Below are 12,463 nucleotides of genomic sequence, written 5' to 3'. Positions count from 1 at the left end.
GCCGCAGGGGGATGCGGAACGTGCTCTTTAACACGGGGAATGACGAGGCGTTCCGCGGCATGGATCCGTCATGGATCTTGAATCACCACGCTGTCCTGACGCGGCGGTGCGTGGGCTGACCCATCGTCCCGGTCTGTCCACGCACCACCGCAGGAGTCAGCCGAAGAGCTGCCACTCGGAGACCTGCGCGCCGTTCTGCACGTTGTTCGCCGTGAAGTTCAGCTGCACGTACCGGTACGCCGTGCCGGCGGGGAACGTGATGGTCACGGTGTTGCCCGTGCTCGGATTCCACGTGTAGACCGCTGAGGCGACGATGGTCGTCCAGGTGGAGTTGTTGGTCGAGCCCAGGACGGACAGGGTCTGGGTCCGCGTCTGCCAGACGGACAGCGGTGGCAGGTCGATGACCGTGTGGCTGAGCGTCTGTGTCGAACCCAGATCCACGGTCAGACTGCTCGGCCAGGTCCCGTCCCGGCTCTCCCAGTACGTGCCCGTGTTGCCGTCGACGGCGTTGGTGGGGACGTAGTTCTGCTGGACAGTAGAGGCGCTGATCGGCTTGTTGAGCGCGAGGTTCGTGCTCGAACTCGTGCCCGTTCCGGACAGCGCGACTATCAGAGGGCTGCCGGTCGCGGTGCTGGTGACCGTCAGGTTGCCGCTGTAGGTCTGAGCGGCGGTGGGGGAGAAGGTGACGCTCGCCGTGCAGCTCGCTCCCGCGGCGATGCTGGATCCGCAGGTGTTGGTCTGGGCGAAGCCGCTGGTCGTCGAGATGCTGGAAACGCTCGCCGCGGCGTTGCCGGAGTTGGTGATGGTCACCGTGCGGGCCGCGCTGGTCGAACCGGTGCTCACGCTGCCGAACGACAGCGAGCTCGGCGTCGCGGCCAGGACCGGCGCGCTGCTGTTCCCGGCCGACATGGTGATGCTGCGCACGATCAGCGGCGTGGTGACATCGGCGACGGCGAGCCGCAGGTCGGCGCCTCCGTTCTCCAACTCGCCGAGTTGGGCGTTCGTGAGCTGGACGGTCGCCGTGGTCCAGGTCCCGGTGCCCGGGCTGGTGACGCTCGGTCCGTTCTGGTACTTGTTCGTCGGCGTGCTGTACTGCACGGTGAAGCCCTGACCGGCGGTCGCCCAATAGGTGACCTGCATCGAGATGGTCGCGGCCGCCTCGACCGCGGACATCGGCGCCGCCTGGAGGTAGACGTCGGCCGAGCCGGTCGCGCCGCTTTGCGCGGACGTCCAGGTCTCATAGGCGGTCTGGCCGCCTTGGGTGATCTGTGTCAGGTTTCCGTCAGAGCCCTGGTTCGTCGCGCCGACGCCCAGGAAGGTCAACCCGCCGCCGGACTGGCCGGCGGTGGCGCTCACCGACGTGGCTCCGGTGTACGTGGTCGGACAGCCGGACGAGGCGGTCCCGGCGGGCACCGGCCCGGCCTTGACGGTCCACTCGGCCAGGCTCGCCGCGCCGAGGTTCGCGCTCACGCAGATCTGTCCGTTCGACTGGACGGTCTGGGGGAGTGCTGTCCCGGCGGCGTTGACGACGTAGTAGCTGCCCGAGTTCAGGCCGAGCCCGGCCGGGTTGATCGCGATCGGCGCGTTGTAGGCGGTTCCGGTGGTGATGTCCGCCAAGGTCAGCGAGGCACTGGTGTGACTGGCCGCCAGGACCGGCACGGCTTGCACGTCGCCGACGTAGGGCGCGTCGATCACCGCGTAGGCGCTCGCATGCTGAGTCAGCTGCGCCGCGGACGTCAGCAGGGCGCCGCCGCCGTTCTTGTACGAGGTCAGATTCGCATCGACCCCGTTGAGCGGCAGCACGGCGTTGAACGAGGACAGGCTCACCGCGCCGTTCGCCACCTCTTGGCTGGTGACGACCGCCAGTCCGGACTGGAAGCTGTTCCAGATGGCCGCCGCCTGGCTCTCCACGGTGTTCAGGCTGCCGCCGTTGGTGTTGCCATAGCCCTGCGAGACGTCGATGTACAGCGCGGTGGGCTGCTGCGGGTAGGTGCCCGACAGGCTCTTCAGGGTCGGCAGCCAGCTGGTGTAGATCGGGTAGCCGACGGTGTCCTTCGAGGTGCCGTCGTGGATGAAGAAGTCCTCGCCGCCGGCTTGCGGGAACGTCATCCCGTAGCTGTCGAGCCACTGCACGGCGTACGCGGCCAACTCAGAGTCCGAATTCGGCGCCGTCCACTCCTCGGCGACCTTCACGCCGTAGGCGCGCCCGAGGCTCGTCATCGCCAGCGTCATGCCGGTGTTGCTGGCCGAGTCGGCGATGATGGTGACGTTGTACTGCTTGGCGAGCTTGAAGAAGCTGTCGGGGTTGTTGGCGTAGTTCGTCACGTTCCCGTAGCTGCCGCCGTAGTAGTAGTACAGCGGCGTGTTCGCGGTGATCTTGCGGACGGCGGCGGTCAGCGCACCGTAGGTCTGCTCGACGCTCCAGGCGCGGAAGGCTTGGAACACCCCGAACAACGGCTGTCCGGAAGCCTGCGCAGGTACCTGGCTGAAGGCTGTGTAGGACGTGCCCTCGGCGGCGTTGAAGGCGGCGATGGTGCCGAAGGCGTTCGGCAGGTACACGTTCTGGAACTCGGTGATGTCGCCGCTGGCATAGCCGCCGCCGGAGCCGCTGATGTCCCACTGCGCGTCGAGGAATCCGTAGTCCAGGACCGCGCCGCCGTAGCCGCCGGGCTGTGCGATGGAGTTCTGGATGGTGTTCTCGACATAGGTGAAGTACTGCGCCTGCTCGGTGGTGTTCCACCAGTCCGGAGCCACGCCTGCCGCCCCGGTGCTGGTCTTCTCCAAGTCGGTGATCCACGGTGCGGGGCTGCCGCCCCACCCGGACTGCCAGAAGACCGGGATCAGCTGGATGCCGGCAGCGGCGGCGTTCGCCAACTCCTGGTCCCAGATCGTGAAACTGAAGGTCCCGGCCGACGGCTCGATCGTGCCCCAGGGCATGTTCAGCTCGGCGGTGGTCAGCCCTTTGGCCGCCAGCGCCGCGAAGTAGGGCTCTGACCAGGCGGCGCCGCCGTTGTCGAAGTCGAGCTGGGTGGACCAGATCGGGGTGGTCGGCGCGGACGCGGCGTGGGCGGGCGCCGCGGTCAGGGCGGCCGAGGTGGACAGGCCCGCCAGGGCGAGGGCGCCTGCCAGCAGGGCGCCGGTTGTACGTCTACTGATCCTCATGGGGTGTTCCTCCGGGAGTGTCGCGGCGAGATCTCGAACTCGGAGAGCACAGAGAGCACGGAGGAACGTAACAGCGAAGACAACGGGGAGCAATATCTGGATCTCTGATTGAAAAAAACTCTCAGATGTCAGAAAAATCTCGCACCCTCGCGCACTGTCTCGGGTGCGTCCCTGATACCCCGGGGGTATCACAGCCGCCCGAAGAGGTCTTGGACACCGGCCCTGACCAGGCCGCATCGTGGAGATGCACCCGATGAAGAGCGAGAAGAAGTATGAGGATGACGACATGAGGATCTTCCTGACCGGCGGCTCCGGCTACATCGGCCGCGCCACCATCACCGAGCTGGTCCGGCGTGGCCACGCCGTCGAGGCGTTGGCGCGCGGCGACGCGTCGGCGCAGGCGGTGACCGACGTCGGCGCGATCGCCGTACGCGGCTCGCTCACCGACCTCGACGTGCTCAACCACGCTGCCGCGCGCGCCGAGGCGGTGATCCACCTGGCGCAGGCCACCTCCGCCGACATGGATCTCGCCGCGGCCACCGCGCTGCAGGACGGCGTCGGCGCCGGAACGTACGTGCACACCGGCGGCAGCTGGGTCTATGGCGACACCGACGGCGTGCGGGACGAGACCGCCGCCTGGAATCCGCCGGAGGTGGTGGCGTGGCGCAAGCCGGTCGAGGACGCGGTCCTGGCGCGTGCTTCCGCCGGTGGGGGTCGGCCCGTCATCGTGCAGCCGGGACTGCTTTACGGCGGCGACAACCGGTTGATCGACCATTTCTTGATCGCGCCGGGTAAAATCGCTGGTGCTGTTCCGTATATCGGTGACGGCGCCAACCGGTGGGCGCTGGTGCACGTCGACGACGTCGCCACGCTCTACGTCGCGGCGCTCGCGGCGAAGGCGGGATCGGTCTACATCGGCGTCGGCGAGGGCCACCCCACGATGAAGCAGGTCGCTGAGGCGGCGGCGTACGGCGCCGGGCTGGAGGGCAAGACGGTCTCGATCACGCTGGAGCAGGCGCGCGCCCAGATGGGACCCGTCGCGGACGCCTTCGCCCTGGACCAGCGCCTGACCTCGGCCAAGGCCCGCCGCGACCTGGGCTGGACACCGGCGCACACCGACCCGATCGGCACGCTCACCCGCGGCTGACCGCGGCTGACCCGCACTTGACCAACCGGAGGGACCGCATGGACGTCGACCTGCGCAAGCTGCGCTACTTCCTCGCGGTCGCCGACGAGCTGCACTTCGGACGCGCCGCCGAGCGCCTGCACATCGCCCAGCCGGTCCTGTCCCGGCAGATCAGGGTGCTCGAAGGCGAGCTGGGCACGGAGCTCTTCCTGCGCGACCGCCGCCACACCGTGCTCACCCCGGCCGGCGAACAGCTCGTGCAGGACGCCAAACAGCTGCTGGCCAACGCCGACGCCCTCCAGAGGCGGGTCCGCGCCGCAGGGCAGGGCGTCACCCGCCTCACCATCGGCTTCATGCCCGGCATCACCGTCACCCCGGTCATCAGCCGGCTGCGAGCCCACCACCCCGACCTCGACGTCCGCATGCTCCGCACCGGCTGGCACGACCAAGTCGAAGTCCTCCACGACGCCCGCGCCGACATCGGCATCGTCCGCCTCCCCATCAACCAGACCGGCCTGGAACTCCGCCCCCTCTACACCGAACCCCGCCTAGCCATCCTCCCCACGACCCACCCCCTCGCCGCCAAGCACACCATCCACATCACCGACCTAGCCGCCGACCACCTCCTCCAAGACCCCGACGCCATCCCCGAATGGCGCGACATCGCCAAGGAACTCCGCACAGGCGCCCACCGCCCAGCGCCAACGATCAACAGCGTCGAGGAAAAACTCGAACTCGTCGCCGGCGGCCAAGGCATCGCCGTGATCCCCGCCTCCACCGCCGCCTTCTACACCAGACCCGACATCGCAGCCATCCCCATCGACGACCTAAGCCCCAACCACGTAGCAGCAGCCTGGCCCACCGACCGCACCACACCGCTCATCGAGGAATTCGTCGAGGCAGCCACGGAACTGCTGCCTGGGTCCTAGAGGCGGGTTATCCGCACCAGCAGTGGACCCGGCCGCCACGCATCTCCGATGAGATCCGGGCCAACTCGGCAACCGCGCCGAGAACTTCGAGCGCTTCCGCCGGGCGAAGTGCGTCCGGTCCTTCCCCCTGAGCCACCGCCTCGATCCACACCGCAGCGACTTCGCTCGGGCAGTGCCTTGGTTAAGCCGGCGTCCTCGGGAGGATGAGCCGTGACGGTGTTGCGTTGCCGTGGTGCACGGTTTGGCGCGCGGTGGACGAGGCGGGGTTGCGGGCCCAGCGGGGGAAGCAGGTAGAGGTGATCTGGAGGCGGATGCGGTGGCCGGGGAGGAATGCGTGGGCTGTGGACCACAGGTCGATCGTGTGTTTCTGAGGCTGACGCTGGGGCTCGGCTGATGGCGCGCGGAGGATGCCGTCGGTGATGTTGCGGGAGACGCCGTGTTCGTCGACGTCGCAGAGGCGTGCGATCCAGTCGGTGCTCGGTGCCGTCGATGTGGCGAACAGTTCTACGCGGACGCGGCCGATGACTTCGAGCGAGGTTTTCATCGGTTCGCTGGTGTAGATCAGGACGTCGTCGCGCTCCTCGATCTGCGCCTGGTCGCACTGTCCGGAAGGGAAATCGGGGCCGAGGAGGATGGCGCCCCCGAGGGTGGGGACGGGGTCGTCGGGGTCGTGGTCGAAGGAGTCCGGCGGTGAATTCGGCGGCAAGAGAGGCGCCAGGCATGCATCAGGGTGCAGATACCAGGAGCTCTCAGTGCTCTGGGATGGCCAGGACGGAAAGCGGCGCCATTCGTCAGTGCCCATCACGAATACCTGCACGGGTGACTCGGGTGACTCGGGTGACTCGGGCGCCTGGACGCTGGAGTCGGGCCTGAGGTGCCGATCGAGGAAGTCGAGTTCGCGTGCGTTGAGGGACGCGCCGCCCTGGCTGCTCTGGTCGTCGTGCGTCCACGGACCGACGATCAGTGCCGTCGGCGCGCCGCTGGCTGTCGCTGCGACGTGGTTGTCGAGGCTCCCTTGGAGGAAGCAGTCGAACCAGCCTGCGATGGTCAGGGTCGGTATCGCAGCCGAGCGCTGGTGCGGAGCACTGGTCGGCTTTGGCGTCGTCAGCCCCAGGCGCCGGAGCACAGGCAGGTCCTCTGCAGGCGAGTCCCAGACGACCCGCGACCGGAAGTCCTCCAGCGCACCGTTCAGCGCCGCGAGCCGGGATGCCAACTCCTGCGGAGCGTCGGCGTACCGGCGTGCCAAGACATCGAACCCGAGCGACAAAGTCCAGTGCGTCATCAGCCCGAGTTCGTAGGCGCCGCCGCGCGCCATCAGCCCGTCGTTCGGATCCGACCAGGTGAACGCCGGAACGCTGGCGCACAACCCAGGTGGTTGCGCCGCCCTCGCCGCCTGCTGGGTATAGCCCAGGTAGCTGGGTCCGTACGTTCCGACCCGGCCGTTCGAGGCGGGCAGGCTCGCGGCCCAGACGATCGTGTCGTAGCCGTCTGGGCCGTCGTGCAGCAGCGGTTCCCACACACCGTCGGAGGCGAACCGGCCGCGGCAGTCCTGGACGATGACCAGATAGCCGCGGCCGGCGGCGCCTTGCGGATCGAGGCGTGAGAGCACCTCTGCGTTCTGCTTGTCGTACGGGGTGCGGACCAGCAGCACGGGCCACGGTCCGCTCCCCATCGGGCGGTAGGCGTCGGCGCGCAGGATCGTCCCGTCGCGCATCGTCGCTTCGAGCCCTGATTCGACGCGGATGTCGAACACCACGTCAGCTGACGGTCAGATCGTCGACGTAGCCGCGGTAACCGCCGGTGGAGTTCGGATGGTCGTAGCCGACCAGAATCCGGCTGATCTGTTTGTTGGCGTTGTTCGTCCCCAGATTGACCGTGACATGGTTCCAGGCGTCCAGCGTCAGATGCCCGCACTGGTTCGCCGGATGGATCTTGGTGCCGCTCTGATCCACGGCGCCGGAGTCTCTCAGGGTGCTGCCGTCGGTGAAGACCATGTCGACGGCGACGCAACTGCTGTTCGTGGAACCGGCTGGGACCCATGTGCTGGTGGCGTTGCTCTGGGGATAGATCCAGTAGCCGAGGGTCTTCCCGGATCCGATCGCCAGCGGACTGCCGCTGAGGTCATAGACCTTCAGGTACGCATAGTCGTTGGTGCCGCCTTGCGCGGATCCGGAGTACATCAACGAGCTGGACCCGGTGTGCGAAGTCTCACCGGTGCGGACTCCGGCTTCCGGGCCGGGTGCGCCGCAGCAGATCCCCGTGACGCCCGTGCTGCCGCCGCCGCTGCTGTCGACCGTGTCGCTCCAGCTCACCGCCGGGTCGCTGCTCTCGAATCCGGAGCTGAAGCTGCCGCTGGAGGTGGTCTGCAGCGGCTGGGACAGCTCGGACTGGATGGTCGCCAGCGAGGTACCGGCCGGGGCGAGGTCGATCGTGTCGCCGGCCGAGGTCGCGATCGTGAGCTTCGCCCCGGACACGGCGCCGGTGTCGGTGCCGTTGCGGTAGACCTCGACGCTGCCGGACCAGGGGTTGGTGACGGTCAGGCTTCCGCCCTTCTGGCTGACGGCCCGGATGTACTGGACGGCGTTGCCGGACTTGCTGGAGGAGATCAGGAAGTCGCCGTACGCGAGCAGGTCGCCGAACTTCGCGTTGGTGTTCGCCGGCCAGTCGGCGAACACCTTGACGTCCTTCTGGAAGGACTGCAGCAGCATCTCGTCCAGCCCGGAGGTGGTGACGTTGATGTTCTCGATGCCGCCGCCGTTGTGGTGGATCGCCATGTTGGGATAGGCGTTGTTCGCGGCTTCGGAGTCCAGGTTGGACAGGATCGTGCTCGGGTTGTAGCCCACGCGCGCCGCCGCGGCGTAGAACGTGGCCGGCGCGTTGCCGCCGTGCCAGGCGTTGGTCAGCGCGCCGATGGTGTTGCGGGCGTTCTGCTGCGAGGCCGCGTCGCTGTCCAGGCCGATCAAGCTGCCGGGGTAGATCGCCTGGGAGTCGATGTCGTTGCCGTCGTTGATGAAATCGCTGCCGACCTCGGTCTCGCGCAGGATGGTCTGCCCGTTCAGCGACATCGTGGGCAGGGCACTGAGATGAGACTCGATGTTCTGCCAGGTGGCGCGGGTCGAAGCATCCTGATTCAGCGCCGTGCTCATGTCGATCAGGCCTTGGAACAGCAGGTGCACCAGCCCGAGCGACAGCCCGCTGTTGGTCTGCGGGTAGGACTGGTCCTCGTGCGGGGCGTCGTTGGTGATGACATACCGGTTGTTCGCCGCGTCCCAGGTCAGGTAGTTCTGCCAGAACAGCCCGACCTGCTTCAGCCACGGGTAGACGGTGGTCGCGTACGACGTGTCGCCGGTGTGCTCGAAGCGCATCACCATGTCGCTGGCGAGGTTCGCGGCGTTGGACTTCTGGTTGTGCAGGTTCATGTCGGCGCTGGTGCCCTTGGGCGACAAGCCGACCGGGTACAGCACGCCGGAGAAACCGTTCTGCGACGCCAGCGATTGGCCGCCGGACTGCCAGTCCAGCACCGGCTGGTCATAGGCGGCCATCTGCGCGATGTGGTTGGTGGACAAGGCGGCGTAGAACGGCGCCTCGTAGTTGTAGTTGGTGTGGTAGTCACCGTTCCAGTTCATCGCGCCGGTGATCCAGTTGCCCCACAGCCCGGGAGCGTACTTCCCGGCGCGCGAGACGGAGCCGAGCAGGTAGAGCGAGCCGTACCAGCTCTTCTCCACCGTCTTGTCGGGGATCTCGACGTAGGACTGCTGCCAGTAGTTCTGCCACCAGGAACGGTGCGCGGCGTTGTGGTTGGCGACGTCTGCCTGAGCCAGCGAGCCGACCAGCGCATCGGCGCCGGACTGCCACGAAGAGCTGTCGATGCTGGAGACGATCCCGGCCACGAGAGTGGACGTGGTCCCCGGCTGGATGGTCAGGGTGATCTTGTTGCCGGAGATCGACTGGGTCTGCCCGATCGTGCGCGCGGCGATCCGGGCGTGCGGGTCGCTGCCGGTTCCGGTGTCCGCGGCGACGTCGGCGTCCAGGTCGTTGCCGCTGGTGCTGACGCTCGGGGTGCCGCCGCTCCCGTTCTGCAGCGCGATGCCGATGCTCTGCGCGCTGCCGCCGGTCAGGGCGAAGGAGGTGACGTACATGCCGGAGTTCGCGTCGACCCAGCTCGTGGTGCTCAGCGTCTGGCTGCCCAGGGTGTACGTGCCGCGCACTTCGGCGTGCGCGATGTCCTGGACGACGTGGTAGGACGAGCCGTTCAGCCCGGCCGCGGTGACCACGATCCGTCCCAGCGGTTTGATCGCGTGGGCGGACCCGGAGAAGAAGTCGTTCTTGCCGAGGTACATGGTCTGATTCGCGATCGACCCGCCGATCGCCACGCCGATGTCGCCGTTGCCCAGCATCGGGGCGTCCACCGTCTCGCCGTTGGTCAGGGCGGACGGCGGGCTCGTCCAGACGCCGGTGTACTGCTGGGCGATGCGCCAGGCCTGGTTCGCGGTGACCGAGTCGGCCCTCGCCGGACCGGTCAGGGTCGTGGTGAGCATCGTTCCCACGAGGGCTGCGACAGCGCCGGCGGCGGCAGTGCGCCGCAGCCGTGTTCTGTGTCTCATTGCATCCGACCTCTCATCGCAGGACACGCCGAAGTCGCCGGATCGGCGCCGTGAGTGCGCACCACAGGCGCCGCCGGTATAACGTTATCTCGAAAGACTGAGGGCGCTCCGGCGGTCTGTCAAGAGGCGGTTACTGCGCCGAAACAGCCGGCGCCGGGACCTCGCCGGAGCCGCGCGTCGTCAGCGAAACCGGGATCACCACGTTCTGCACCGGCCGCGACGGGTCGGCGATGCGCTCGCGCAGCAGCTCCACGGCGGTCCGGCCGATCGCCGCGGTGTCCTGGGCGACGACGGTGAGCGCGGGTTGGAGCAGATCAGCCAGCGGCACCTCGTCGAAACCGACGATCGCCAGCCGCGAGGCGGCCTGCGGCCCGAGCCGTCGCAGGACCGCGATGGTGCTGTCCATGTTGCCGGTGACCAGCGCCGTCGCCGGATCCGGACCGCCCAGCGCGGCCTCCAGCGACGCGCCGACCCGCTCGCCGGTGATGTCGCCGGGATGCACCAGGCCGGTGACCGACTGCCCGTGCGCGACCAGCGCCGCGCGGAAAGCCGAGGCGCGCTCGTGGCCGGAGAAGACCCGCTCGCTGTCGCCGATGTAGGCGATCCGCCGGTGTCCGTGCTGGTGCAGGTGGTGGAACGCCATGCCGATGCCCGAGGCGTTGTCGGACATGACGCAGTCCACCGCGACGCCGCTCATCGGCCGGTCCATCGCCACCATCGGCATGCCGGCCTCGATCTCCGGCTGCAGGTAGGCGTGGTTCTCGGCGAAGGGCTCGACGATGATGCCGTCCAAGCGCTGGCGGCACATGGAGACCAGGATGTCGTGCTCGCGGGAGGCGTCGAAGTCCGTGGAGGAGGCCAGCAGCGTCAGCCGCGAGGCGCGCGCGCTCTGCTCGATGGCCGCCAGCGCCGGGTTGAGCTCGGCGATGCGGCGGACCGCCGCGCCGATCGTGCCGGTGATGCCGGTGCGCAGCTGTCTGGCGCGTTCATCAGGGCGGAAGTTCAGAGCGGCGATGGCCGCCCGGACCTTGGTGACGTACTCCGGTCCGACCGTCGGGTCGTCGTTGACCACGCGGGACACCGTGCGCAGGGCCACCCCGGCCTCGCGTGCCACATCGACCATGGTCGGCCGCTTGGCCCGGCCACCGGCCCCGTTCCCGCCCGGTGCAGGGCTCATCCGCATGCTCCTCATCATGTAACAGCGCCGTCATGCGGTCGAACTCTTGACACGCTCCGACGCCGGGCGTCATCCTCGCGGATAACGTTATCCCGAAGGCGGCCCGGCGTCGAGACGCGCCCGCCTGTCGGGTCGGCATATCCCCCCTGGAGACTTCCATGCGGCACACGCTTCCCTCCGCTAGATCGACCCGGTTGCTCGCGGCATGCCTGGCCGCGGGGATCTCGCTCGCCGGGTGTTCGGCGGCGACCTCCAGCAGCTCCAAGAGCAGCGGCTCCGGCTCGGCGTCGCTGTCCTACCTGACGTTCGAGACTCCGAGCCTGACCGCCTCGTTCTGGGACACCTCGATAGCCAGCGGTGAGAAGGCGGTCCCCGGCGTCACGATCAAGAAGCTGGTCTCGCCGAGCACCGACCGCGACGCCTACGCCAAGCAGCTGCAGGCCTCCGGGCAGTTCCCGGACCTGCTGCAGTCGATCACGCCGTCCACCTTCGTACAGGCCGGGCTGCTCAAGCCCTACGACCAGAGCTGGGTGAACGCCAACTTCCTGCTCCCGATGGGCAACGCCTACAAGGGCAAGGTCTACATCCCGCCGACCAACTCCCAGATCATCCCGATGGTCTTCTACAACAAGACGATGTTCGCCAAGGCGGGCATCGCCAGTGCGCCGAAGACGTGGGCGGACTTCATGGCCGACTGCGCCAAGCTCAAGGCGGCCGGCATGACGCCGATCGAGCTCGGCGGCGGCGACCCGTTCGCGGCCTCGATGCCGCTGACCGGGATCCTGTCGGCGGACGTGCTCGGCAAGGACCCGAACTGGCTGCAGGAACGCTACGCGGGCAAGGTCAAGTTCACCGACGCGAACGTCGAGACCGCGGTCGCCAAGTACCGGACGATGGCCAAGAACGGGTACTTCGAGGACGGCGCGCTGGGCGTGAAGTACGCCGACTCCATCACGAACTTCACCTCCGGCAAGGCCGCGATGTACATGATGGGCAGCTGGTTCCTCGGCTCGGTGCCCAAGGACCACGCCGACGACTTCGGCTCCTTCATGACCCCCACCGACGACGGCTCCCTGGTGGTGCCGTTCTCGGTCGGGGGCTCGATGGCGATCAGCGCGAAGACCCCGGCGCCGGACAAGGCGACCGCGTTCGCCGAGGCCTGGTCCACCGACCCGGCGAACCTGAAGACCCTGATCGAGGGCGACGGTGCGTTCCCGATGCTCAAGGGCAAGACCCTGGCCGACTACAACGTGACCGTGACGCAGGTGTTCAAGGACTCCTATGCCTACGTCACGGACAAGAACACGAAGGTCTCCTCGATCGGGTGGGCGACCAACGACGACTCCATGCCCTCGGGTCTGAACGACGCCTACTACGCGGCCAGCCAGGCTCTGTTCACCTCCGACGACGTCGCGGGTCAGATGGCCAAGCTCGACTCCGCGTGGAACGCGGCGACCAAGTGACC

Annotated in this window: 7 protein-coding genes; 3 read left to right on the top strand and 4 right to left on the bottom strand. The window is 68.0% G+C overall.

Annotation, left to right across the window (positions count from 1 at the left end):
• Positions 1 to 156 precede the first annotated feature (156 nt).
• Positions 157 to 3,162 carry a choice-of-anchor D domain-containing protein gene (locus CACI_RS24895; protein WP_015793622.1) on the bottom strand — a complete coding sequence of 1,002 codons (3,006 nt, stop codon included), beginning with the start codon at positions 3,160 to 3,162 and terminating at the stop codon, positions 157 to 159.
• A gap of 286 nt (positions 3,163 to 3,448) precedes the next feature.
• Here CACI_RS24895 and CACI_RS24890 point away from each other — a divergent pair, with 286 nt between their 5' ends.
• Together CACI_RS24890 and CACI_RS24885 are read left to right on the top strand one after the other, a co-directional pair.
• Positions 3,449 to 4,309, top strand: a complete 861-nt coding sequence (locus CACI_RS24890) for an NAD-dependent epimerase/dehydratase family protein (protein WP_015793621.1) — start codon at positions 3,449 to 3,451, stop codon at positions 4,307 to 4,309.
• A 38-nt stretch (positions 4,310 to 4,347) separates the two neighbouring features.
• Positions 4,348 to 5,217, top strand: coding sequence for a LysR family transcriptional regulator (locus tag CACI_RS24885; RefSeq protein WP_015793620.1), 870 nt, complete (start codon positions 4,348 to 4,350; stop codon positions 5,215 to 5,217).
• A gap of 181 nt (positions 5,218 to 5,398) precedes the next feature.
• Here the strand turns inward: CACI_RS24885 and CACI_RS24880 are convergent, their stop codons facing one another.
• From CACI_RS24880 to CACI_RS24870, 3 genes are all read right to left on the bottom strand, one after another.
• A complete protein-coding gene (locus CACI_RS24880; RefSeq protein ID WP_015793619.1) occupies positions 5,399 to 6,973 on the bottom strand; it encodes a CocE/NonD family hydrolase in 1,575 nt (524 codons plus the stop codon).
• A 1-nt stretch (position 6,974) separates the two neighbouring features.
• Positions 6,975 to 9,821 (bottom strand): glycosyl hydrolase family 95 catalytic domain-containing protein, encoded by a 2,847-nt coding sequence (locus CACI_RS24875; protein WP_015793618.1) that lies wholly within the window; start codon positions 9,819 to 9,821, stop codon positions 6,975 to 6,977.
• Positions 9,822 to 9,951: 130 nt separating this feature from the next.
• Entirely contained in the window at positions 9,952 to 10,998 is a 1,047-nt protein-coding gene (locus CACI_RS24870; RefSeq protein WP_015793617.1) for a LacI family DNA-binding transcriptional regulator, read from the bottom strand.
• A gap of 194 nt (positions 10,999 to 11,192) precedes the next feature.
• Here CACI_RS24870 and CACI_RS24865 point away from each other — a divergent pair, with 194 nt between their 5' ends.
• Positions 11,193 to 12,461 carry an ABC transporter substrate-binding protein gene (locus tag CACI_RS24865; protein ID WP_223297231.1) on the top strand — a complete coding sequence of 423 codons (1,269 nt, stop codon included), beginning with the start codon at positions 11,193 to 11,195 and terminating at the stop codon, positions 12,459 to 12,461.
• Positions 12,462 to 12,463: the final 2 nt, after the last annotated feature.

This window comes from Catenulispora acidiphila DSM 44928 (assembly GCF_000024025.1).
Classification (GTDB): domain Bacteria; phylum Actinomycetota; class Actinomycetes; order Streptomycetales; family Catenulisporaceae; genus Catenulispora; species Catenulispora acidiphila.
This window is presented reverse-complemented; position numbering and strand designations above follow the sequence as displayed.

Coding starts and splice junctions, on each gene's coding strand:
- CACI_RS24875 (WP_015793618.1), bottom strand. CDS start 9,821: ATGAGACACAGAACACGGCTGCGGCGCACTGCCGCCGCCGGCGCTGTC.
- CACI_RS24870 (WP_015793617.1), bottom strand. CDS start 10,998: ATGAGCCCTGCACCGGGCGGGAACGGGGCCGGTGGCCGGGCCAAGCGG.
- CACI_RS24895 (WP_015793622.1), bottom strand. CDS start 3,162: ATGAGGATCAGTAGACGTACAACCGGCGCCCTGCTGGCAGGCGCCCTC.
- CACI_RS24885 (WP_015793620.1), top strand. CDS start 4,348: ATGGACGTCGACCTGCGCAAGCTGCGCTACTTCCTCGCGGTCGCCGAC.
- CACI_RS24890 (WP_015793621.1), top strand. CDS start 3,449: ATGAGGATCTTCCTGACCGGCGGCTCCGGCTACATCGGCCGCGCCACC.